General features: G+C 32.9%; 27 protein-coding genes and 1 tRNA gene. 11 read left to right on the plus strand and 17 right to left on the minus strand.

The features are described 5' to 3' along the window. The first annotated feature begins 242 nt into the window (after positions 1–242). The 4 genes from BXU01_RS07470 (at position 243) to BXU01_RS07485 (ending at position 4,432) form a co-directional block, all read left to right on the plus strand. Positions 243–1,355, plus strand: a complete 1,113-nt coding sequence (locus BXU01_RS07470; RefSeq protein ID WP_083692591.1) for an FAD-binding oxidoreductase — start codon at positions 243–245, stop codon at positions 1,353–1,355. Further along, complete coding sequence (gene mtgA, locus BXU01_RS07475) at positions 1,355–2,128, plus strand: monofunctional biosynthetic peptidoglycan transglycosylase (RefSeq protein ID WP_083692592.1); 774 nt, start codon at positions 1,355–1,357, stop codon at positions 2,126–2,128. The genes BXU01_RS07470 and mtgA overlap by 1 nt, the downstream gene beginning before the upstream one ends. Continuing rightward, positions 2,118–3,074, plus strand: coding sequence for a lipid A deacylase LpxR family protein (locus BXU01_RS07480; RefSeq protein WP_083692593.1), 957 nt, complete (start codon positions 2,118–2,120; stop codon positions 3,072–3,074). The genes mtgA and BXU01_RS07480 overlap by 11 nt, the downstream gene beginning before the upstream one ends. Positions 3,075–3,229: 155 nt before the next feature. Next, positions 3,230–4,432: a hypothetical protein gene (locus tag BXU01_RS07485; protein WP_123773975.1), complete on the plus strand. Its 1,203-nt coding sequence runs from the start codon at positions 3,230–3,232 to the stop codon at positions 4,430–4,432. A gap of 635 nt (positions 4,433–5,067) precedes the next feature. Here BXU01_RS07485 and BXU01_RS07490 read toward each other — a convergent pair. The 8 genes from BXU01_RS07490 to BXU01_RS07525 all read right to left on the minus strand — a co-directional run bounded on the left by BXU01_RS07490 (position 5,068) and on the right by BXU01_RS07525 (position 11,587). Further along, entirely contained in the window at positions 5,068–5,394 is a 327-nt protein-coding gene (locus BXU01_RS07490) for a transposase (RefSeq protein ID WP_206196607.1), read from the minus strand. A 472-nt stretch (positions 5,395–5,866) separates the two neighbouring features. Then, positions 5,867–6,262 (minus strand): helix-turn-helix domain-containing protein, encoded by a 396-nt coding sequence (locus tag BXU01_RS07495; protein WP_083692595.1) that lies wholly within the window; start codon positions 6,260–6,262, stop codon positions 5,867–5,869. Positions 6,263–6,833: 571 nt separating this feature from the next. After that, positions 6,834–7,865 carry an oxidoreductase gene (locus BXU01_RS07500; protein WP_083692596.1) on the minus strand — a complete coding sequence of 344 codons (1,032 nt, stop codon included), beginning with the start codon at positions 7,863–7,865 and terminating at the stop codon, positions 6,834–6,836. Positions 7,866–7,921: 56 nt separating this feature from the next. Next, positions 7,922–8,275: a hypothetical protein gene (locus tag BXU01_RS07505; protein ID WP_083692597.1), complete on the minus strand. Its 354-nt coding sequence runs from the start codon at positions 8,273–8,275 to the stop codon at positions 7,922–7,924. Between the two features lie 21 nt (positions 8,276–8,296). After that, entirely contained in the window at positions 8,297–8,893 is a 597-nt protein-coding gene (locus tag BXU01_RS07510) for a hypothetical protein (RefSeq protein ID WP_083692598.1), read from the minus strand. Then, entirely contained in the window at positions 8,880–9,161 is a 282-nt protein-coding gene (locus BXU01_RS23850; RefSeq protein ID WP_255373719.1) for a hypothetical protein, read from the minus strand. The genes BXU01_RS07510 and BXU01_RS23850 overlap by 14 nt, the downstream gene beginning before the upstream one ends. A 173-nt stretch (positions 9,162–9,334) precedes the next feature. Further along, positions 9,335–9,934 carry a hypothetical protein gene (locus BXU01_RS07520; RefSeq protein ID WP_083692600.1) on the minus strand — a complete coding sequence of 200 codons (600 nt, stop codon included), beginning with the start codon at positions 9,932–9,934 and terminating at the stop codon, positions 9,335–9,337. Positions 9,935–9,946: 12 nt separating this feature from the next. Then, positions 9,947–11,587 (minus strand): SMI1/KNR4 family protein, encoded by a 1,641-nt coding sequence (locus tag BXU01_RS07525; protein ID WP_083692601.1) that lies wholly within the window; start codon positions 11,585–11,587, stop codon positions 9,947–9,949. 183 nt (positions 11,588–11,770) lie between these two features. On the opposite strand from BXU01_RS07525, the gene BXU01_RS23630 reads away from it, so the two are divergent. Further along, positions 11,771–11,947: a hypothetical protein gene (locus tag BXU01_RS23630; RefSeq protein ID WP_165689768.1), complete on the plus strand. Its 177-nt coding sequence runs from the start codon at positions 11,771–11,773 to the stop codon at positions 11,945–11,947. Between the two features lie 255 nt (positions 11,948–12,202). Here the strand turns inward: BXU01_RS23630 and BXU01_RS23975 are convergent, their stop codons facing one another. Both BXU01_RS23975 and BXU01_RS07535 read right to left on the minus strand, forming a co-directional pair. Continuing rightward, positions 12,203–12,328: a GIY-YIG nuclease family protein gene (locus BXU01_RS23975; RefSeq protein WP_369819539.1), complete on the minus strand. Its 126-nt coding sequence runs from the start codon at positions 12,326–12,328 to the stop codon at positions 12,203–12,205. Between the two features lie 55 nt (positions 12,329–12,383). After that, positions 12,384–12,457: transfer RNA gene (locus BXU01_RS07535), tRNA-Ala, on the minus strand. Between the two features lie 189 nt (positions 12,458–12,646). Between BXU01_RS07535 and BXU01_RS07540 the strand changes: the two genes are divergently transcribed. The 4 genes from BXU01_RS07540 (at position 12,647) to BXU01_RS07550 (ending at position 15,037) form a co-directional block, all read left to right on the plus strand. Further along, the gene (locus tag BXU01_RS07540) at positions 12,647–13,411 is read left to right on the plus strand and encodes an enoyl-CoA hydratase/isomerase family protein (protein WP_083692602.1); all 765 of its coding nucleotides are present in this window, start codon (positions 12,647–12,649) and stop codon (positions 13,409–13,411) included. Between the two features lie 148 nt (positions 13,412–13,559). Next, positions 13,560–13,736 (plus strand): hypothetical protein, encoded by a 177-nt coding sequence (locus BXU01_RS23635; RefSeq protein WP_165689769.1) that lies wholly within the window; start codon positions 13,560–13,562, stop codon positions 13,734–13,736. 31 nt (positions 13,737–13,767) lie between these two features. Continuing rightward, positions 13,768–14,217, plus strand: a complete 450-nt coding sequence (locus BXU01_RS07545; protein ID WP_083692603.1) for a 6-carboxytetrahydropterin synthase — start codon at positions 13,768–13,770, stop codon at positions 14,215–14,217. Between the two features lie 76 nt (positions 14,218–14,293). After that, positions 14,294–15,037 (plus strand): UDP-2,3-diacylglucosamine diphosphatase, encoded by a 744-nt coding sequence (locus BXU01_RS07550; RefSeq protein ID WP_083692604.1) that lies wholly within the window; start codon positions 14,294–14,296, stop codon positions 15,035–15,037. Here the strand turns inward: BXU01_RS07550 and BXU01_RS07555 are convergent, their stop codons facing one another. The 7 genes from BXU01_RS07555 to BXU01_RS07585 form a co-directional block, all read right to left on the minus strand. Next, positions 15,038–16,249 carry a cytochrome c3 family protein gene (locus BXU01_RS07555; RefSeq protein WP_083692605.1) on the minus strand — a complete coding sequence of 404 codons (1,212 nt, stop codon included), beginning with the start codon at positions 16,247–16,249 and terminating at the stop codon, positions 15,038–15,040. It lies immediately after the preceding gene. 84 nt (positions 16,250–16,333) lie between these two features. After that, a complete protein-coding gene (locus BXU01_RS07560; RefSeq protein ID WP_055093800.1) occupies positions 16,334–16,690 on the minus strand; it encodes a hypothetical protein in 357 nt (118 codons plus the stop codon). Between the two features lie 228 nt (positions 16,691–16,918). Continuing rightward, a complete protein-coding gene (locus BXU01_RS07565) occupies positions 16,919–18,199 on the minus strand; it encodes an MFS transporter (protein WP_083692606.1) in 1,281 nt (426 codons plus the stop codon). After that, a complete protein-coding gene (gene recJ / locus BXU01_RS07570; RefSeq protein ID WP_083692607.1) occupies positions 18,189–19,889 on the minus strand; it encodes a single-stranded-DNA-specific exonuclease RecJ in 1,701 nt (566 codons plus the stop codon). Before recJ ends, BXU01_RS07565 begins: the two co-directional genes overlap by 11 nt. A gap of 244 nt (positions 19,890–20,133) precedes the next feature. Continuing rightward, on the minus strand, positions 20,134–20,478 hold the full coding sequence (locus tag BXU01_RS07575; RefSeq protein ID WP_083692719.1) for a HopJ type III effector protein: 345 nt from the start codon (positions 20,476–20,478) through the stop codon (positions 20,134–20,136). Positions 20,479–20,642: 164 nt separating this feature from the next. Continuing rightward, positions 20,643–21,362 (minus strand): 16S rRNA (cytidine(1402)-2'-O)-methyltransferase, encoded by a 720-nt coding sequence (gene rsmI / locus BXU01_RS07580; protein WP_083692608.1) that lies wholly within the window; start codon positions 21,360–21,362, stop codon positions 20,643–20,645. 38 nt (positions 21,363–21,400) lie between these two features. Further along, the gene (locus BXU01_RS07585; protein WP_083692609.1) at positions 21,401–22,444 is read right to left on the minus strand and encodes a hypothetical protein; all 1,044 of its coding nucleotides are present in this window, start codon (positions 22,442–22,444) and stop codon (positions 21,401–21,403) included. Positions 22,445–22,681: 237 nt separating this feature from the next. On the opposite strand from BXU01_RS07585, the gene BXU01_RS07590 reads away from it, so the two are divergent. Beyond that, the gene (locus BXU01_RS07590) at positions 22,682–23,272 is read left to right on the plus strand and encodes a thymidine kinase (protein WP_056248698.1); all 591 of its coding nucleotides are present in this window, start codon (positions 22,682–22,684) and stop codon (positions 23,270–23,272) included. Positions 23,273–23,297: 25 nt separating this feature from the next. Further along, positions 23,298–23,735 carry a hypothetical protein gene (locus tag BXU01_RS07595; RefSeq protein ID WP_083692610.1) on the plus strand — a complete coding sequence of 146 codons (438 nt, stop codon included), beginning with the start codon at positions 23,298–23,300 and terminating at the stop codon, positions 23,733–23,735. Positions 23,736–23,914 lie beyond the last annotated feature (179 nt).

Below are 23,914 nucleotides of genomic sequence, written 5' to 3' on the forward strand. Positions count from 1 at the left end.
TAAAAGAATTAAACCATATAAGGAATATAAGTTCCTTTAAATTGCGAAATTTTGATTTGTTATTGTACAAATTTTGACGCTGAGTGTTAGAATGGCGTGCCAATTGAAACTGGCTTCTCCCGAATTCTCGGGACGCTCAGCCTGAGGTAAGAAAATTTTAAATGAACTTATATTACTTATATGGTTTAAAATATCACTTATATGGTAAAACAAAAATCAGTATTTTTATAAAAAATTGACAAATGGAATTAAGTTATTGGGAACTTAAAAATTGGTTTACAAATGTTGATTATACTATTGTAGGCAGCGGTATTGTAGGTTTGCATGCAGCATTGCGCTTACGCGAAAGATTCCCTGCAGCTAAAATCCTGGTGTTAGAAAAAGGAATGCTGCCACAAGGCGCGAGTACCAAGAATGCAGGTTTTGCTTGTTTTGGAAGCCTTTCTGAAATTCTGGAAGATCTCAAAACACATTCAGAAGAAGATGTAATTAATCTGATCGAAAAACGCTGGAAAGGTTTGCAATTACTCCGTAAAAGATTAGGAGATGCTGCCATAGATTTTAAACCTCACGGCGGATATGAATTGTTCCTGAAAGAAGATGAAACTGGATTTAATGCTTGTATTTCGAGATTGCCTTTTATAAATGAAATTTTGAAACCGCTTTTTAAAGCTGATGTTTTTTCTAAAGAAGTGGACAGATTTGGGTTTGAAAATATCCATGAATATTTAATTTTTAATCCGTTTGAAGCTCAGATCGATACTGGAAACATGATGCAGGAATTGATGAGACAAGCCGTTTCTGAAAATATTTTAATCCTGAACCAACAAACCGTAACTTCATATGCTGACTTAGGAAGCCAGGTCGAAATAGTATTAAATGATTTTAGTTTTAAATCTAATAAAATACTTTTTGCCACAAATGGGTTTGCCAATTCCATAACAAAGGGAGCAGTTCAACCGGCAAGAGCACAGGTTTTAATTACAGAACCTATCAAGAATTTAGATATTAGAGGTACTTTTCATCTGGATCGCGGATATTATTATTTTAGAAATATAGGCGACAGAATTCTTTTGGGCGGAGGACGAAATCTTGATTTTGAAGCCGAAACGACAATAGAATTTGGACAAACGAAAATTGTACAAAATAAATTGGAGGATTTACTTAAAAATGTAATTTTACCAAATCAGGATTTCCACATCGCGCATCGTTGGAGCGGTATCATGGGAATAGGAAATAGTAAAAACCCCGTTGTTGAGCAACTGTCTGAAAACGTGTTCTGTGGAGTGCGTTTAGGCGGAATGGGAGTAGCAATTGGGGGTTTAATAGGAACAGAATTAGCAGATTTAATATAATGGCAGTAACCAAAAAACCGGCACCAAAAACAACCGCAAACAAACCAAAACCCAAAACGGCACCCAAAAAAGGCAATCGCTCTTTTGGTGAAAAAGTAAAATGGTTTTTTATAAAATTATGCTTATGGTTCTTCGGAGTCTCGATCGCATCAGTTGTATTTTTTAAATACATTCCGGTGCCTTTTACACCTTTGATGTTGATTAGGGCCATAGAAAATAAATTAGATGGTAAAGAAGTTTATTTTGATCACGATTGGGAACCAATTGAGAAAATCTCGATGAATTTACAAAAAGCGGTAATCGCGAGTGAAGACGGAACTTTTTTGAAACATAATGGTTTTGATTTTAAAGCACTTCAAAAAGCCTATAAAAGCAACGAACGCGGACGCCGTATTCGTGGCGGAAGTACGATCTCGCAACAAACCGCAAAAAATGTCTTTTTATGGCAAGGCAAAAGCTATTTACGTAAAGGTCTGGAAGCATATTTTACCGTTCTAATAGAACTTATTTGGGGAAAAGAGCGTATCATGGAAGTTTATTTGAATAGTATTGAAATGGGAGATGGGGTTTACGGAGCGTATGCTGCTACAGAACATTGGTACCGTCGTGATGCATCGAGTTTAACAGCCATGCAGGCAGCCGGAATTGCAGCCATATTACCAAACCCAAGAAAGTTTAAAGCAACAGGTTCTTCAAGTTATATTAACAGAAGAAAACAACGAATTGTTCGTGAAATGCGTTCTGTTGGAAAAATAAATTATAATGCGAAATAAAAAATCTTTTATTGCGCTTTTTCTATTGGCATCTGCATTAGCTTTTGGACAGGCAAAAACCTCAGAGATTGGGTTTATTTCTGATAACGATTTATATACATCGTCAAAAAATGATATGTATTATACAAACGGTTTAGAACTTTTCTACCGTTTTTTATCGAAGAATAACAACGAAAAAATCAACAAAAAAATAACCGAATTCCGTATTGGGCAATACATCTATAATCCGCGGTTTATTAATGAAACGGCGGTGGATATAAATGACCGCCCTTTTACAGGATATCTTTTTGCCGAAGCGGGAAGAAGTTTTTTCTACCAAAGTGAATCTGTCTTAAAGACCAATTTTCAGTTGGGTTTTATGGGGCCAAATGCTTTTGGTAGAGAAACACAGGAAAGTTTTCATCATATAATTGGTTATAAAGAAGTTTTTGGTTGGGAAAATCAATTACACAATGCTTTTGCTGTTCAGGCAAATGTGATGTATTCCAAGAAAATGTTTCCATCGAAACACAATGATTTTATGGATCTTCATTTTCAGTCAGAAGCAAATCTGGGAACTATTTTTGACGGGGTTTCTACGGGATTTCTAACCAGAATTGGTTTTAAGAAATTACTCCCAATTTATGATTCTAATTTGCACGATGCTTCGATAAGTTTTCAGCCGCAATACAATATTAGGGAATTTTACTTTTATGCAATGCCAAGCGTTAATTATCAATTTTATGACGCTACAATTCAAGGCAGTATGTTTAGCAATACAAGTCCGGTAACTTTTGATCTGGAACCACTTCGTTTTAATGCCGAGTTTGGTTTAAAATACCGTCACAACAACTTCAATATGTCTTATTCATTTATTTATAGAGGACGAGAATTAAAAGATCCGGAAACAAATACCAATTCTGGTTATTTTTATGGATCGATTAGGTTTGGGTATTTGTTGAATTAGTTTTTTTGAAGTTACTAAGATTCTGAGTTGCTAAGGGACTAAGTTTTTTTGATGAAAATGAATTAAACTTTAATGTATAATATGTGGAGTTGGCTTGAAATTTGATTTTTTGACTACGCTGGTTTTTAGATATCCATTAATCAATAATGTCGAATATGATAAAAAAATTAAATCGATTAGCACATCCTGTTTTTCTTGTTTCGTTATTTATTCTTCTTTTAAATGATTTTATATTAAAAACGGTCTTTCATAATTATCTCACCGGAAAGTTATCTGATTTTGCAGGACTTCTTGCTTTTTCATTTTTTTGGAGTGTTCTTTTTCCAAAAAGAATCAAAGAAATTCATATTGCTGTTGCTTTATTTTTTGTTTTTTGGAAAAGTCCTTTTTCAGAAGCTTTTGTAAATTTCTTTGGTCTTTATCGTGTTGTAGATTTTTTAGATAATATGGCCTTGGTAAGTATTCTGGTTTCGTTTTGGTTATTAAAGCGAGAATCTGTCATATATAAAGTTCAGCCCGTTTTTCTGAAATTGATTTTTCTTCTTTCTTGTTTCTCTTTTGTTGCAACTTCAAAGCCACAGGAACCTGAAACGTTTGAGGATGGTTTTTCATATTTGCATCTGAATAACGAAACCGATAAAAAAATAACGGTTCTAATAAATTTTAAATTTTCTGAAAATGAAATTGTGACGTATAAAAAACAGCAGACTAAAATTCTTGTAGATAATTACAAAAGATTTATTAACCAAGATGAAAAAGAACATCGATTAGTTTTTAAGCCGTCAGATTCACTACAAATTATAAAGGAAGTAAATGATGAATGGTTGTTACGAAAAAAATATAGTATGATACGCTCGATTATATTAGATAAAGGTGAGGAACAATATGTGGTATTGCCTTTGCATGGTAACGATATATCGATTGGTTTTCCTAAAGATTTTAAAATTTCAATTCTAGATGGCAATAATAAATTACTAAAAAGCTATGACAAAAAAGCTTTTTTTAATAAAACTGAAAACAAAGGATTAAACGAACTCTCAAGAAGTGAAGCTTTCAGTTTAACTTTTGGAAAGAAAAAAGAGCCTTTAAATATTTCTGATTGTTATGGTAAATGGGAATCTCGGCAAAAAAGTGATTTCAGTAAAATAGAAATCAATGCTAATTATTTTATAAATGATAACAATGGCGAAGTTTATGATTGTAATTACAAGGGTGATACTATTTTAGTGCATTCACCTAATAAAATTTATTTGGGAATAATTAAAAAAGCCGCAAAAGATAGTCTTGTGATTTCCTGGGATAATGAACCAGATTTGATTTATAGTAAGTCTAAAAAGACTACGGTTTTGGGGCGTTAATTTTTTTATGATTGGTTAAAAAAAACGATCCTATTTTCTTATAAAAATTACAAAATTAAGGTATTCTAAAACTGCTCTGAAAGAGCCTTAGCATTAGCATGGTGCAAAGCACTATGATCAATGAATGAATAATGATTATTATTTAAGCCCTGTAAGGGCGAAAGCCTAATCCTAAAAAAGATGTTTACCATATTTTACACGATGTTGTTAGAAAACACCTTTTTCTTTGAATCTTTATTCTCAATTTTCTTTTGCCCTTTCAGGGCAATTTCTACTTTTGATTTAATTCGTAGTGCGTTGCACTACGCTATTGCTTTTTAGGGCTTTCAGCCCATTTTTGAAAGTTTAGAACACTTATGATCGCAAATTCGCGCTATCGGTTGTCTTTTCTTGTACAAATTACGAAATTAAAGTATTCGAAAACTGCTCTGAAAGAGCCTTAGCAATAGCATGGTGCGAAGCACTATGAATAAATGAAGATTATTATTTAAGCCCTGTAAGGGCGAAAGCCTAATCCCAAAGAAAACGTTCATCATATGTTACTTGGTATTTGTTTAAAAAAGCCAGTAATTCTTCCTTGAATGTGCGTTTTTTATGATGTTCTTCTTGATTTTGAATGTATTGCGTCACTATTTCTAGTTGTGATGGATTGACAGAAATATACCATATCCATCTTGCCAATAAAATTTTACGTAATTTTTATCTATCGTTTTTATCCATTTTGAAGATTGCTTTTTTACTTCTTCGACCAATTTCATTTGATTAATCTTTTTAGATAACAAGCATAAGATATGTACATGATCTTTATATCCTCCAATCTGAATTGGATTGCATTCTAATCCTTTGCAAATACCACCAAGGTATTGCCATAATCTCTCTTGTATATTATGGTCAATAAACGGATAATGTCCTTTAGTGCTAAAAGTTAAATGAACATATACTTTAGATAGTGATTGTGACATATTGTTTTTGCTTTAGCCCTTTCAGGGCAATATTCGTGATTTATTTAGTTCATAGTGCGATGCACTACGCTATTGCTTTTGGACTTTCAGCCCATTCTCAATGGTTGTTTCGAACTTATTATTGATCATTTTTATATAAGATGTTCTTAATTCAGATATTATTTTGTGTTATTTAGTTCATAGTGCGATGCACTACACTATTGCTTTTGGACTTTCAGCCCATTTTCAATGGTTGTTTCGAACTTATTATTGATCATTTTTATATAAAAGATGTTCTTAATTCAGATATTATTTTGTGTTTGAATAATTAAATAGATTCTATATCAGTAAAAATATATTAATTGATTTTTCTTTCTTTACTCCAAAAGTTATTTTTTTTGTCAAAATAAGCTATATTTTTAACCTAGTATTCTAAACCAAAAAAGCCACTCTAAAAATTTTAGAATGGCTTTTTTAATTTTATATAAATATTTTATTTCTCCTTCAATAACTTCTCTAAATACTCGACTTTTTCTTTTTCAGCGAGAACCAAACGTTCGTAAAGTTCAACCACTTTGTCAAGTGGATTAAAGTTGCAAATAGCACCACTCTCAAATTTTCCAAAATTTCCGGGACTATCATTGAAAGTATTAAAATAGGTAATCATATTTTCTTCTGAAAAACCTTTTATTGCTTCTGCGGTTACACCAAGTGCTTTTGCTATTTCGACAAGTTTTTCATCGTCTATAGTTTCGCTATTTTCAATAGACGATATTGTTTGCTGACTAATGCCCAAAGCTTGTGCCAAAGCTTCTTGTTTCATATCTCGAAGTTCACGAATACGGCTAATTTTTCGCCCTATATGATTTGGTTTTGTTGCTGTGCTCATAAATTCAAAGGTATTTAAAATTCTTTTACAAAATAAACTTTAGTAAAAAACAAGGTTGTTCGTGTACGATACAATTTTGTGTCGTTTTGCGATAAGTAAAAATACAATTTTTCTTATGAATTATGCAATTCTAAAATTTCTGCTTTCTTCCTCATCTTATAATTAGACAAGATTATTTAGTTAACATTAAATGATTGTCTGGATCTTTTATAACTCAATGTTTTATTTATCTATTGGTCATAAACAAAATTAAAGAATGTTTTATAAAATCAAAAACCGTATTACAATCAAGTAATACGGTTTTAGTGTCAAGCTTTTGGGTATTATGTTTATGTAGGATACGTTTAAAAAACCTTTTGATTTAAATTTGGTTTTTATATTTTTTACAGATAAGTTCTCTTTTATTGTTGGTAAAGAAAATAATTCTTACAAATATAGTCAAAACACATTGATTTAAATTTTATTTATGGTTTATTTTCTAATAAATGCATTTAATTTAAGATATATTTTAATTTTGATTGCGATTTTATTTTAAAAAATAATTCCCTACTCTGATTTTTTAGATTATCCATTAATGACGATTATCGCATTGTAGATAAATATCTTCGTTTGATTTATCAATTATCGAAATTGCCGGACAACCAAAAGATTCGTATTGAAAACCAAAAACAACCTCCGGTTTATTCTTAAACAATTTGCCTGTATATTGATCAAACGATTCGTCTCCGTTTTCACCGTTTAGTGGAGCGGGAGAGGTGCCTTCGCTTTGGGTGTAAACCTTATCGATTATGATTTCTTTGGTTTTAGAATCGGCTATTAAAAGGCGTCTGGTATAAATTATTTTATGGCTATCAAGATAATCTTGTAAAAAATACTGATGGCTTTCTGTTGTATACGAATAAGTGTTGCCGGGAATTGTGTTTTTTAATGCAGTGATATCTTCAGCCTTCATAGGTTTAGAAGGATATTCTTTACGCGCAATTTTTTTCCAGACAATTGGTTTTAATGGTCCTTTTGCAAACGGATTTTCTTTGCCCGCATAGACAATTACATTCGAATAATAATCACCAAATCCGTTTAAATTTTGTTTGCTGATTTCAAAACCAATCATATAATCGTATCGGCGATACGGCCAATCTTCTTCAGAGGAGTAACCGTTTATCCATGCAGCAGCTTTAAGGTTTTTTATTGCAAATGATGCCAGTTTGTTTTTTGCATAATCGTAAACAAAAAGAGAATCGGTTTCTGATATATTTGTTTTAGATAAAAAATGATTTCTGTATTTTTTTTCTAAAGTGAAATATTTTGAAGCACTCTTCTCCATTTTTTCAATATTGGGTAAAGCAAGCGTGTCTGAAGCAGTATCGTTTAGAGGATAAATGTCTGAAAGAGATACAAAAGCCACATCGGTACTGTCTCTATAAGTAAGCGTAAATAAATTTATACTTTCTTTTCTGGGCGCTTCTTCGGCTTGTAGAGTATCATTTTGTGTTGTTGTAGTTTTGTCAGGATGAGAGTTATTGTCTTTGGTTTCTTCCTTTTTGTTGCAGGATAATAGTAAAAGAAACGAAGCGCCAAGAAGTACAGGTATTTTAAAATTCATAAATAGATATGGATTTAAGGTTAGGTTTTGGTAAACTATTTTTATTATTATTTGTTTTATTTCGAAATCAGGACTAAAAAATATACAATCGATGCTATTAAGAGAATCAACGCAATAGTAAGCAATACATCATCTTGCATGGTATCTATGCTTTTTTTGGCGAGGTAAAAACGGTTGAATAATAAACCAATTTCATAGCAAACCAAAAATGCAATTAGGGTTAATATCCCGTATAATCGCTCTAATCCGCCGCTTCCGCTAAAGGCTCCTTCGTGTGCAAACCAACTAACTATAATTGCCAGAGGAACAATTAATAATGTCGATTTTATAATAACTGGACTGCCTTTCCAGAACAGTAATACAATCAATGCGATTATAGGGATTAATAACCAGCGGAGTAATAGTGTCATAGCGTTTCGTTTTTACTTACATTAATTTGGTTCTATTTTAGTGATATTTCCAGTGTTTTTGTTGAAGGTAATTGTTTTATTTGGTCCTCCGTAAAAAAGTGTGAGCGTGAGTGTACTGTCGGTTTCATTTTTGAAAATGATATCTTTTGCTGTTCGAATTGTTACATCCAAATTATCATTCATAAGCTCATGATCAGTGCTTTTAAAGATTCTTTTTTCGATCACGCCATTTTTTTCTATCACTTCAAGCCATGGTGGCGCCATTGCACTATAACTTACAATTTGTGCCCGATATTTTTCATTTAGATTTTTATCGATCAGCAGTCCTAAGGATGTTGTTGAAAGAACCCATGCATAAAAGGGCATCATCATAGGCAAAATGCTGAGTAGTATTGATCCTATTATTGCTACCAAAAGTAATTTTGCCATAATTTTTTTCCAGAACACAACAATTACCAAAGAACTTGTTGCAAACCAAAGCCAAAATAAAGCAACATCGCTATAATAACCACGCAGGCTAATATCTTTAAAATAATACAAGAAACAATTTATTGCCAGAAGCAAACTGAGAATCAGATAAGTTCTAAGTATTATTATATATTTTTTATTTGGGCTCATGGCTTTTTGAGATATAGTTTAAGGCAAATATTGTGACAATTGACAGAACCAAAACCGGCAAAATCGAATTCGAAAATGTATAAAGAACTTCTTCTCTAAAAGTATATGTACTCCATGACGATTCGCGATCGACAAAAACAGTATGATTCCAGAAAAGCCAGGCTAAAATTAAGATTAAAATTTCGATTGTTCTTTTCAAATGCATGTTTTTAATTAGCGAAAGGGCAAGAAATAAGAAGGTTAAGAAAATGGTTGTAAATAATGACATTAAAAAAACATCTTCGGAAAAAGTACAATCTAAACAGCCACTTGAAATGTTTTTAGAAAATTTTCCCACTGACCAGTAGATTTCTAAAAAAGTGCTTGTAAACAGAAGTAACCCAACCAGGATATATTTCTTTAAAAAACAGATAAATTTATTTTGAGAAATTAATGCCATGTTTATTTATCTGTTTTTACATTCTCGATATAATTTTCGACTATTTCTAAAAATTCATCTTTTGTTAAAAAGCGTTTAAAAAATTCTTCTAAAGTTCCTTCATTTTCAATTTCCTGGAAAAAAACTTCATGGTCTGTTCCGTAAACCGTTGGATTCTCTTGATTAGGATCTGTGAGGCAAATAAAATATTGATCCGGAAATCCGTAAGAATAGCAAATGCACATAAATTCTAAATCTCCGCCGGTAACAACTTCCCTTATTTCACTGTCTTCTACAAGTCCGTCAAGTTCATCAAAATCATCCGAATCTTTCCTGAATGGTGTAAATAAAAAATTTCTAAAAAAAGCCTGACCATAGGGAATTTCATGATCAGAGAAAAAATGATCTAATAAACTATCATAAAATGCTTTTTTATTGGTTACATATAATTGCTGGTTACTTTTGTAAAATTCATCAACACCATATAATTCATCTTCAAAATCGTTTGGATATAAAGGATGTTTAAATTCAATAGATTCTAAATCTTTCTGTAATGAGTTTCCTTTTACATTGTCAATATTTCCTCCTAATTTCTGAATTTGAAGTAGTATTTCTTGTTTCATATTTCTGATTTTCTAGCTTCCACAAGCAATGTAGCAAGTTGGCAATTCGTTAATAATTTGAAGATTCTCATCTGTTCCTTCAAAAAACACATGATCTCCCAATTCTTTATTTGCCTGCTGGTTATGTGTTTTTAGTAAAAACTCTAAAGCTGTAAAGTTTTTATTATTATCCGCTTTCAGTCTGGCGAAAATCTCGACCTGATGTTCGGTTTCATTAGGATATTTTTCGAAAACATCTTGGTCTTCATCAATTAAAGTTTCATTTTCTAATACATCAGCAGCTTTTGTTATCCAACTCATGTACTGAATCTGAAGTTCCGGAACATCAAAAACAATTTCACTTGGTTTCCAGTTCTCATCAGTTTTGTAAATTCTTTTTTGATATTCGATAACTTCCTGATTGAACTTTTCGGCATCGTCATAGAATTTTTTCGAAAAAAACCAGGCAATATTATTTAATGTCATTTTTGATCTGGGAATATTCACAGGTATAATAGGTGTTAATTCTTCAATGCACCATTTTTCGTAATTTTTTGCTGGTTCGTATCCTGATAAAGCACTTTTTTTGAAATATGGTAAAGCTTTGTCCTTCTCATTTTTATGATAATATGCATAACCTACCCGAAAATTCCATAAGAAATCTTCTGTTCCATTTTCAGATTCAGTTAGGAGAATTTTGATAGCCTTATCATATTCTGAATTATTATTATAAGCGCGTCCTAATAAATTCTTTAACTCATAATTTAATTCAGATTCTGGAATCGCTTCAATTTTCTCAATTATTTTAGTGTGCTTGTCAGAGTCGTGCCATTTAATTAATTGTTCAATAAGTCCTGATTTTTGTTCAATTACTTCTGTTAGAAAATTTATCCTGATATTATTTTCTCTTAATTTCTTGATTATTTCCTCGTTTAGATCTTCTTCAGAAAGTTCAAGAAATAAATAGTTTTCATCAATTTCAGGATGAATTTCAGAAAAACTATTCATTTGATTTTTTAGTTCCTCATATCTTTTATCGTTTTCTCTCACAAAACCTGCAGTAACTTTATTGGGCGTTAACCATAGCCAGCTATTTTTGTATTTGCTTTGATAATTAGCATATCCGCTATTGAAATAATCTGGTTCTGAGAACTTAATCTCCAGAATATTTTCAAGCAGTTTTGCTGTATTTTCGATTGAATCTTCTGTCTCAATAACCAATTCATTCTCAATATCAAGTTCTAAAAGTTCCAGATATTCTTTAAACGATCCGGCAATTTCTTCTTCATTATCGCATTCAATATCAATAAAATAAACCTTAGGATTTTCTTTGTTTTCTCTGTAATCCAGGCAAATATACCAATGACCATCTCCGTCTAAAGGCACAAGTCCGTCAAGTTCAAAACTCACATATTCTTTAGATTCTTCCCAGTCAAAATCAGTTAAAGACGGAAAGTGAGGTCCAATTCCGTTAAGTATTTCTTGAGGTAATTCAGGAAATTTATATCGAATATATCCGCCATTTTGAATTTTTAGGATTTCTACTAATTCTGTTGGTAATTTAAAGCCAATTTGCTTTTCTGCATTTTTCAAAATATCATCTGTAAGTTCCGGCTGAAGATAAGGCAGGTATATTGGTACTCTCCAGATGGTTTGTAGTTTTTTAAGATTCATCGTTTAAGTTGTTGCTTTTATTAGTTTACGGATTTATTCAAAAATATAAAATCTATATGAAGAAATATCCTGCAAATAGTATTATTATATTCAATTAAGTGCTGATTTTTTGAGATTAATACTTAACCTTTTGATAATATACTCAATGATTTAAAACTTTATTTTTATTTAAAAATTAAAACGATGAAAATCAATTGGATAATAATAGGAATTGTAGTTGCAGTAGCAATTGTTTTAATTGTGCTTACAACAAAAAGAAATCAGAAAGAGAAAAAGAAACTAACCGATTTACTAAATAATGATTTTAAGAAACCGGATGAAGATGAACCGGATTTTGATAATAATGCGAGTGAACGATAGTTTACAGTAAAATGTCTTAAATAAAAAAACCGTATTCCAATTAAGTAATACGGTTTTTTTGTGGAGAATACCTTCCCGAAACTTCGGGAGAATCGATCATCTAGCCGATACGTTGGGATAATTTAGTTTTTTTATCTGTATTAAAGTTTCGATGTATTTCCTGCTTTTCATTTTTTTGATTTGTAATTCCCTTTTGCAAGCTTCACTTCGGCTAACAAAAGTTTCGAAATATTTTAATTCCCAATCTTTAGCGACTTATGTAAACTTGCTTCTGCTGTTTAAATGATCTTGCAAGCGTTGTTCAATATTTTCACAAGATCCTGTATAATACTTGTTAATCGTAAGTGAATATAGAATGTAAGTGTAAAACATAATTGACATAAATGAAAATACCCAAACATACTTTTATGTTTGGGTATTTGTTTGTAAATATTTGTGGAGAATACCGGATTCGAACCGGTCACCCCTTGCCTGCCAGGCAAGTACTCTAGCCAAATGAGCTAATCCCCCTTTTTTATAACTTTAAGATCTGCATTCGAACCGTTACCATCCCGATTGTATCGGGATACTCTAGCCAAATGAGCTAATCCCCCAAAGCGTTAGCAAATAAAGTCAATTAATTTTCAAAAAACAAATTTCAAATCGCGTTCGGCTAAAAATATTTAGCAAAACCGTAACTTTACGATCAAATATATTTTTATGAGTACAGAAAATCAAAACGGTTCTTTACAAACTACTTTTAATAATGCTGTGGCAACAGTACAATTTGGTCATCCGGCGAGTAATTCTTTTCCGAGACAATTGTTGGATAGGTTAACGGCTGAGATTAATGCTTTAAGTCTTAACGAAACAGTTTCGGTTGTTGTTTTGCAAAGCGAAGGATCTAAAGTTTTTTGTTCCGGAGCCTCTTTTGATGAACTTTTGCAGGTTGAAAATGAGCAGCAAGGGACAGAATTTTTCTCTGGTTTTGCACATTTGATAAATGCGATGCGCAATTGTTCGAAGCTTATTATTGGCAGAGTTCAGGGAAAAGCTGTAGGCGGCGGAGTTGGGATCATATCCGCTTGTGATTATGTTTTGGCAACTCCGGAAAGTGCAGTAAAATTATCTGAATTAGCCATTGGTATTGGTCCGTTTGTGATTGAACCGGCTGTTTCACGTAAAATAGGAAAAGCAGCAATGGCAGAAATGACTTTGGCAGCCCACGAATGGAAATCGGCAGAATGGGCATTACAAAATAAATTGTTTTCTGAAATTCATACGGCGCAGGATCTTGATAATGCTGTAGCAAATTTTGCTCAAAAATTAAGTTCATACAATCCTGAAGCACTATCTGAAATGAAGAAAATTATCTGGGAAGGAACTGAGTATTGGGAATCACTCCTTATAGAACGTGCAGCAATTACAGGAAAATTGGTTTTGTCTGATTTTTCAAGAAATGCTTTAACACAGTTTAAAAAGTAAGGTTTTTTAGATTTAGTCTTCAGTCTTCAGTCTTCAGTCCCGGTCTCAGTTTTCAGTGCGATAACTTTGTCAGAGTTTTAAACTTTGATAAAGTTGAGGATTTCGTAAGTGTTTGTTTTTTTATGTGTTAAATCAAAATTTATTCAAGATGTATATCATTTCATTATTCCAACATGTAGATGTTGCAGAGAAAATTAAAACGGCTCCTGATGGCAGTTATGAGATTGGAGTAGTCATTGGATCGTTTATTCCTTTTGTAGTTTTAATAGTAATTGCATATTGGATGTACAACAGCGCTAAAAAAAGAGATGAAAACGGTTATTAATTTGTAAATTTGCAACCTAAAATTCAAATCGATGAGTAATATCAGAATTACAAAACAATTTAGTTTCGAAACCGGACATGCTTTATACGGTTACGACGGAAAATGTAAAAACGTTCACGGGCACAGTTATAAATTATCGGTAACGGTTATTGGTTCACCAATCACGGATCGATCGAATGTGAAATTTGGGATGGTAATTGATTTTTCGGATCTAAAGAAAATTGTAAAAGAAGAAATCGTCGATCAGTTTGACCATGCAACTGTTTTTAATGAAACGACGCCACATATCGAACTGGCAAATGAATTAAAAAATCGTGGTCATCATGTGATTTTAGTAGATTATCAGCCAACAAGCGAAAACATGGTGGTTGATTTTGCAGACAGAATCATAGCGCGTTTACCAAAAGATATATCTCTTTACTCCCTTAAACTTCAGGAAACAGAATCATCATTTGCAGAATGGTACGCAAGTGATAACTAGTTAGTCGAAAGTCACAAGTCATAAGTCAAAATTCAACGATCTAACAATCTAAGAAGTCTAACATCTAATAATCTAAATGAAAAAAGTATATTTTGCTTCAGATCAGCATTTTGGTGCTCCAACGCCTGAGTTGAGTTTGCCGCGTGAACAAAAATTTGTAGCGTGGTTAGATGTTGTAAAGCAAGATGCCGAAGCTATTTTTTTATTAGGCGATTTGTTCGATTTCTGGTTTGAGTATAAAACGGTTGTTCCAAAAGGGTTTGTACGTGTTTTAGGTAAATTGGCTGAAATACGCGATAGCGGGATTCCTATTTATTTTTTCGTGGGAAATCACGATTTATGGATGAACGATTACTTTCAAACCGAGTTAAATATTCCGGTTTATCATGATAATAAGGAATTTACTTTTAACGGAAAAACGTTCCTGATTGGTCACGGTGACGGAAAAGGTCCTGGTGATAAAGGATATAAACGAATGAAAAAAGTATTTACAAATCCGTTTTCTAAATGGCTTTTTCGTTGGTTACATCCTGATGTTGGCGTAAGTCTGGCGCAATATTTATCTGTTAAAAATAAACTGATTTCAGGAGATGAAGATGTGAAATTTTTAGGCGAAGAAAACGAATGGCTGGTTTTATATGCCAAACGTAAGCTGGAAACGAAACACTATAATTATTTTATTTTCGGACATCGTCATTTACCCATGATTATAGATGTGGGACAAGATGCTAAATATGCAAATCTGGGCGACTGGATTGGTTATTTTACCTACGGAGTTTTTGATGGAGAAACTTTTGAACTTCAAAAATTCGAACAATAATTACTTTTTATTGTTAGGGTAAATTCCAATTTTGTGCGTTCTCAAAATGTAATTTGACTTGTTTTTATTTTGCGAAAGCTGAAAAGTGATTGCATTAGACATTTTCTTTGGCATATGACATTCCACACAATTGTTAGCCAATATGCTTGCTGAGGTTGTTTTTACGGTCGTAGCGTTGTGTTTTATTCCCTGATGGCAACTCATGCATATTTTAGAATAACTCACCAGATTTTGAGAAGCATTGGCATGCGGATTATGGCAAGTCATACAATCCATGGTTTCGCTCTTTTTAAAACATTTGCTTTGAGATAATAATCCCAATTGATTTCCGTGAACATCAAAATTAATACTGTCATTAGATCCCGGAACTCCCCTGAAATATTCTAATAAATCATCTCCGGGTTTAAATTCAAAACGTGATTTTACTTTTAGTTTATCATTTCCGGAATGGCATAAGGCGCAAGCATCAATTTTTTGCTGTCTGCTCAGTTTTTTAAATGAAGTTATGTTCTGTGCGATTTTTAAATCAGGAAATTTCAAATGTTTTTGAACATGTTCTTTGGCTGGTCCGTGACAACGTTCACAATCAATTCCGTAAACTAAGGTTTTCGGATTCATAAAATCTTCTACTTCCTGGTTCATAAAAGTAATACTGTCTGAACTTGTAGTTACATATCTGCTTGCAATATTAGAACTATGGCAGCCGTAACATTCCTTATCGATTTTTCGTTCAAAGTTTACTTTTGATGCAGAATATCCCGGACTTGTTGCCCAACTATTTAAGGATTTGTAGTAAGAAATAGGTAATTCGTATGTATAATGGTTTTGCCAGAAAGCACTGGTTTGGGCATGTTTTGTCCCAAAAAGAACTTCAAATGGATGTGCTTCAACTTCTTTTCCGTTTTTGTAAAGAACCTGATAAAGACTATCATGGCGCTCTTCCATAACCAGTTTCGTTTCTGCATCATAAACAAAAGTATTACGGCCATTGGTAAAATGTCCTAAAATATTTTCTTTGGTAGCAGGAGAAGTCGCTTTGAAATGCGAACTATGAAAAGCATTTTCATATTGTACTTGATGGCATTGAATACAGCTTTGAGAACCGGCATAATCCGTTCCGCGTGGGTCAATGTAATTGTCATCTTCGTTTTTGCAGCTCGTTAGAAAAGCAATCGAAACAATCAAAGTAAAAAGAATACGTATTATTTTCATTATGGTAAATATACTTTTTTTTGAATAAAATCAAAATATATTTAGATAATGAAAAAAGTGTTGTTAAAATATTTAGAATGCTTCTTAATTTAAGCCAACTCCATAAACATACTCATCTAGCTCGATTCTAAATAAAGATCCTTCGACAAGATCTTTAATAGATTTTAATTCTTTGATTGAAACTGCTAAATCTATCGATGCACAAGGTGTTTTAAGTAAAAATTTATGACAAGAGTTTTTTAATTCACAAGCTTCACAACAAGCATTTTCTATCATGCTGTCTTCGATTAAATCACAAAAATAATTCAACTCCTGAATCGTAAAATAAAATCCGGTTTCCTTAAAAACCAATTGTATTTTATCCGTTATAGTTTCGTTTTCTTTTTTCCAGTAAAAAGCAATCCCGAAGTTGTTGTGGTATAATTGTTCTATTTCTCTCATTACAGATACTTTTATTACAACAAATATAAATACTATTTATATTAGTTCTAAATAAAAAATCATAAAATTTGAAAAAATGTTTCACCGTATAAGATTATGACAGAGTTTTTAATTTTGGCTAAGCCGAATCGATGACTCATAAAAAAACTCCAGTTAAAACTGGAGTCTGTTCAAGATGAAGTTCAGTATTTTGAATGAACTTATAGTATTGATATGGTTTTAAAAAGATTACTCCATATTTTGATGATCTTCCATATCTTTATTAAGATCTAATTTTCTAAATGTTGGCGACTTTAATGCTGTTACAATAACAGTTAAAAGTGTAACGCTTCCTCCAAAAACAACAGAGGTTACAGTTCCCATTAATTTAGCCGTTGCACCACTTTCAAAAGCGCCTAATTCATTCGAAGATCCAACAAAAATTGAGTTTACAGCACCAACTCGTCCACGCATATGATCGGGAGTTTTAAGCTGTAAAATCGTTTGTCGAATTACTACAGAAATTCCGTCAGCAAGTCCGCTTAAAAATAAAGCGAAAACAGAAAGCCAGAATGACGTAGAAAGACCAAATAAGATGATCGATAATCCGAAAATAAATATGGCTATTAAAAGTTTCTTTCCTGCATTTTTATACAAAGGCACATATGCAGAAACTAGCATCGTAATGAAAGCTCCTACTGCTGGAGCGGCTCTTAAAACACCAAAACCTTCAGCCCCGACTTTTAAAATATCCTGAGCAAAAACAGGCAATAACGCAACAGCGCCTCCAAAAAGTACTGCAATCATATCAAGCGATAATGCACCTAAAACAATTTGGTTTTTAAACACGAAATTTAAACCTTCTGCAAGGCTATCTTTTATCGATTCTCCAATCTTTGGATTTGTAATAGGTTTTTTGCTGATCTGCGATAAGGCAATTAAGGAAAGAATTGAGAATCCAAAAACAAGGCACATTGACCAGTGAACTCCAATCCAGTTAATTGAGAATCCAGCCAACGCCGGTCCCATGACGGCTCCAATTTGCCAAACTGAACTACTCCATGTAGCAGCATTTGGATATGCTTTTTTAGGAATAATCAACGATAGAAGAGAGAAAATAGTTGGTCCAAGAAAAGCTCTAACTAATCCGCCTAAAAAAACTAATGTATAAATTGAATATAAAATAACAGTTGGAGATAAATCACCTACAACTCTTGGCCAGGTCAATAAAAACAATCCAAAGCTAATTACAGAAAATCCCAGAATACACTTTACCAATAATCCTTTCTTTTCCTTTTGATCCACAATATGTCCGGCAAATAAAGCCATACCAACGGCGGGAATAACTTCCATTAAACCAATAATTCCTAACGAAAGCGGGTTTTTAGTCAAACTATAAACTTCCCATTCGATCACGATAAATTGCATGGCCCAGGCAAAAACCATAGCAAAACGCAATAGTAAAAAAACATTAAATTCTCTGTAGCGCAATGCCTGATAAGGATCGCGCTTTTCTGTTTTATTCGTCATTTGTTCTAATATCTTTTAGCATAAGTTGAGTCGAAACGGTTCCGTTCCACTCGTTTTCAGCCAATGAATACGCCAGCTGAAAAGTATTTTGATTTTTTGTAATGTCTATTTTTTTTCCCAATCCAAAACCTATTGCAGCAATTCCATCAGAATTATATTGCTTCACAAAAAGTCTCAAATGTTCTTCTTCTGCGCCTAAAGTTTTAGCATAACCTGTATCTTTTACCTCTTTAGTCATAAAAACAGGCGTCATATTCAGAGGTCCAAAAGGTTCGAATTGTTTTAAAATCCGAATTAGTTTTGGAGTAATATCTGTAAAGTTAATTTCGGCATCTACTTCTATTTCCGGAGTACGCATTTCGGGCAAAATGGTTTCCTGAACTTGATTTTCAAAAGCATCTTTGAAGGTTTTGTAGTTCTCCGCTTTCAAAGTCATTCCTGCTGCATACATATGCCCTCCAAATTGTTCCAAATGTTCAGAACAAGCATCAAGCGCATTGTAAACGTCAAATCCTTTTACAGATCTTGCAGAAGCGGCATATTTATCTCCACTTTTAGTAAAAACTAAAGTTGGACGATAATAGGTTTCGATAAGTCGTGACGCTACAATTCCGATAACGCCTTTGTGCCAGTCTTTCTGAAAAACAACCGTCGAAAATCGATCTTGTTCATTATTAGTCAGGATTTGCTGAAAAGCTTCTTTGGTAATTTGTTTGTCCAGATCCTTTCGATCTGAATTGTATTGTTCTATTTCTGAAGCAAATTGTTGCGCTTGTTCAAAATTGAATTCTGTCAATAATTCAACCGCATGATTACCGTGTTTGATTCTTCCGGCAGCATTTATTCGGGGAGAAATAATAAAAACAACATCAGTAATATCCAGTGTTTTCTTTTTAACCTGATGAACCAAAGCTTTAATTCCAGGTCTTGGATCTGAATTGATAACTTGTAAACCAAAATAAGCTAAAACTCTATTTTCACCTGTAATAGGTACAATATCAGCAGCAATTGCCGTCGCCACTAAATCCAGATACGGAATTAAATCTTCGATCGTTTCGCCTCTATTTGTTCCTAAAGCCTGAATTAATTTAAAGCCAACTCCACAACCGCATAATTCATCATAAGGATACGAGCAATCTTCTCTTTTTGGATCTAAAATAGCAACCGCATCCGGAAGAAATTCTCCTGGACGGTGGTGATCACAAATAATAAAATCGATGTTTTTTTCTTTTGCGTAAGCGATATGGTCAATAGATTTTATACCGCAGTCTAAAGCTATGATTAATGAAAATCCGTTATCATCTGCAAAGTCAATTCCTTTAAACGAAATTCCGTAACCTTCTGCATAACGATCCGGAATATAAGTAGCAATATTAGGATAATGTGATTTTAAATAGGCAGAAACCAATGAAACCGCCGTTGTTCCGTCGACATCATAATCTCCAAAAACCAAGATATTTTCCTGATTTTCGATAGCTAATTCTATTCGGGAAACCGCTTTGTCCATGTCTTTCATCAGGAAAGGATCATGAAGATGTTTTAACGAAGGGCGAAAGAAATTTTTGGCATCTTCGAAAGTTTCAATGCCACGCTGAATCAAAAGTGTTGCTACAAAATCTTCTACATTTAGGGCTTGCGCCAAATGTTTGACTTTATCTTCAGAAGGTTTTGGTTTTATTGTCCAACGCATGGTTGATTTTTGATTTTAGAGTGTAGATTTTAGATTGTAGAAATCAAAAATCGTTTAATCGGATGTGTATTTTTTTTTATTGCCACAGATTAAATGATTTTAAAAGGATTCTTAATCTGTATTAATCTTCTAATCTTTGGCAAAAGTATTCGGCTTTATCTTTCTAAAAGTTTAAAACTTTGACAAAGGTTTTTAGAATTCAGATGTAGGATAAAGCAGATTCTAGGTAATCTAAAATCTAAAATTATTTTGCTTCTAAAGCACTTCCTTCAAATTTAATTCCGTCCCAACCTAAGTTGATGAAGTTTCTAATGTTTTGATGATTTGTTCCGTTTGGATCTCCTAAAACTTCTTCAAAATAGAAGGCTCCAAAACAAGCTAAAGTTTCTTCTTTGCTTAGATTTTGCAATTTTGCGAAAGAAAATAATTTACAAGAACCAGAGTTTTCTCCGGCTGCATTGTGTTGTGTGCCGTTTTGGAAAGCTGTGGGCGTAAAATTGTAATTTTCTTCAATTACTGCAATAGTTTCCGGAAATGTTATTTCGTTTGGAGTTTGTTTTACTTTTTCTAAAAATGCTTGTATGCTCATGATTAATTTATTTTTTTTTGCCACAGATTAAAAGGATTAAAAAGGATTTTTTGCCACGAATTTCACGAATTAGCACGAATTTAATTAGTGGAAATTAGTGAAATTCGTGGCAAACTTATTTTTAATCTGTGTTAATCTTTTTAATCTGTGGCTGAAATAATTATTTATTCTTCTTCGTCCTTAGAAAACTTACTTTTCTTAGGTTCTTTTATTATTGTTTTTCCGGCAACGACTACGACAATTTCACCTCGTGGCGCTGTTTTTTCAAAATGGGTTAAAACTTCTCTTGCAGTTCCGCGTACGTTTTCTTCGTGTAATTTTGATAATTCACGCGAAACGCAAACTTGTCTGTCTTCTCCAAAATACTGTATAAACTCCGCTAAAGTCTTAACGAGTTTGTGTGGAGAAACGTATAAAATCATCGTTCTGGTTTCTTCAGCTAAAGCCAAAAATCGAGTTTGACGTCCTTTTTTATCAGGCAAAAAACCTTCAAAAATAAATTTATCGTTTGGTAATCCGCTGTTTACTAAAGCAGGTACAAAAGCAGTTGCTCCGGGTAAACATTCGACTTCGATTTTATTTTCGACACAAGCGCGTGTTAATAAAAAACCCGGATCTGAGATTGCGGGAGTTCCAGCATCCGAAATTAAAGCAATAGTTTCACCAGCTTTCAAACGCGCAATTAAGTTTTCGGTTGTTTTGTGCTCGTTGTGCATATGATGGCTGTGCATGTGCGTGCCAATTTCAAAATGCTTCAGCAATTTACCACTAGTTCTGGTATCTTCCGCCAAGATTAAATCAACTTCTTTCAGAATCCTGATGGCACGAAAAGTCATGTCTTCAAGATTGCCAATTGGCGTTGGAACGATATATAATTTAGACATAATTTTTTATGTGAAATGTAAAATGTGAGATATGAAAGTTACGAGAATTTTTTCTCTACAATTCCCAGAAAACGTTCTGCGTAATCGTCTTTTCCTTCCCAGTTATTATAATCCGGTTTTACCATATTCTCTATAAAATCCTGAGCTTCTGTATAACTGTCAAAAGTCAATAGTTGGTTTAAAACGCGACTGTAATCTTCAGAACTATTTCCGAAAAGGTTTTTTGTAAAAGCAATTCGGTCATTCAAATCAATATGGAAACCTTTTGCCAGTTTTTCGTTTAGAGTTACATTTTTAGGTTCGGCTGGTTTTTCTATAACAACCGTTTCTATAATTTCTTTTTTCTCTTTGTATTCATTGGTTACAGGAGTTGGAGTAGGAGTAACGTTTTCAAAACTATCTACTTTTACAAACTGCGCGTCGGCATAATTAATTCCAAAATCCTCAAATGAAATCGTAATAGGTTCTGGTTTTGATGGAGTTTCCGCTTTTGGTTCTTCTTTTTCCGGTTGTTTCTCCTCAGTCTGATCTAATTCAAAAGCAGGTTTAAAATCAGGAATTGGCTTAAGATCACTGAATGTTCTAAACGAAGTTTCATCAGGAGTTTGTATTTCTTCTTTTTTTGTTTCAAAAATTGGTTCTTCGATTTTTTCAACAACTGGCTCTTCTATAATTTCAGCAACTGGTTCAGGAATAGTTTCAACAATTGGTTCCGGAATTACTTCTTCAGGAACTTCTGCAACAATTTCTGCTGCAACTTCTTCCGTTTTAATTTCTGCTGCAACTTCTGGTTCAGCTATAGTTTCAATCGGAGTTTCTTCAGCTGCAACTGGTTCTTCGGTTTTAACTTCTGCTGGTATTGTTTCTTCTTTATCAAAGATAGATTCAATTTCAGTGTTAATCTCGCTGTGACCAATAGTGGGTTTTAAAGCATCGAAATTTTCATCGACAAATTTTAAAACCGCTAATTTTTCATATAATTTCTGCGTTTCAAGATATAATTGATTGATATCGGATTTATTTTTAAGCTTTAAAATTCGATGTGCAATACTGATTAAATCGGCTTCCAATTTTTTTTTCATGACTGTTGAAATTATAGTGAATAGGGTATTTTAGTATATTTTGTATTTGAATGTCTTTATTACGGGTAGAAATCTGAGAGATATTTTTTTATTTCTGTTAATAAGCGTTTGCGAATCTTCGATTTGATAAAAATTTTCTACTTTTGAAAAAGTGTAAAAACAGCAATTTTTCACGTCGATTTATTACCAGTACAAAGTAATAAAAACTATTCATTTTTAAAGGTAGAAAAATACAAAATGTTTCTCGAAAATACAGTAAATCACAAAGAACAATTTGGTTGGATTGAAGTTATTTGTGGATCAATGTTTTCGGGTAAAACCGAGGAATTAATCCGCAGATTAAAACGTGCCCAATTTGCCAAACAAAGAGTCGAAATTTTTAAACCCGCTATTGATACCCGTTATCATGACGAAATGGTAGTTTCTCATGATTCGAACGAAATTCGCTCAACTCCGGTTCCTGCTGCAGCAAACATTGCTATTTTAGCACAAGGCTGTGACGTTATCGGGATTGATGAAGCACAGTTTTTTGATGATGAGATTGTTACAGTTTGTAATGATCTTGCCAATCAGGGAATTCGTGTGATAGTTGCAGGGCTTGATATGGACTTTAAAGGAAATCCTTTCGGGCCAATGCCCGCACTTATGGCAACTGCCGAATATGTAACTAAAGTTCATGCCGTTTGTACGAGAACAGGAAATCTGGCCAACTATAGTTTCCGTAAAACAGATAACGATAAATTAGTGATGCTTGGTGAAACCGAAGAATATGAACCATTAAGTCGTGCGGCATATTATAATGCAATGAAAAAAAGTCAGGAAAAGTAATATTCAATTAAGTTTTAGTAAACATATGGAAGAAAAACAGAGTAAAAGGAAACAAAATATTTTACTATTAATTGTAATTGGAATCGCCTTAGTTTTAGTTGTCTTATTTCAGTTTTATCTTTCTAAAAACGCAAATGAAGTAAATAGCGAAATAACCCAATTAGTTGAGAAATACAATAAAAATTGCCCGCTTACAATTCAGGAAGGCATTCGTTTAGACAGCGTGAGTTTACCTGACGAGAGAGTTGTTCAGTATAATTTGACATTGTTGAATGTAGCAAAAGAAACTGCAGAAATTAATGTAATAAAAGAAGAAATCGAAAAAAGCCTGTTAAGCACCGCTAAAGCAAATCCCGGGCTTCAGGTTTTTAGAGACAGTGATTATGTGCTGATTTATAATTATTATGATAAGAAAAAAGTCTTTTTGTTTAAGATAAATATATTGCCGGATCAGTATAAATAACCTGATGTTTGAATATAAAGAAACCCAACAGATTTTGATTTGTTGGGTTTTCTGTTTTAAATTAATAACATTCCTAATTTAAACTGGACTAAAGTCCAGCTCTACAATATAATTGGTTCCTTTGGAACTACAGAGAGCCTTCGGCTCGAACCATTTTGTAGAGATGGACTTTAGTCCGG

Source organism: [Flexibacter] sp. ATCC 35103, assembly GCF_001975985.1.
In the GTDB taxonomy this organism is placed as follows: Bacteria; Bacteroidota; Bacteroidia; order Flavobacteriales; family Flavobacteriaceae; genus Flavobacterium.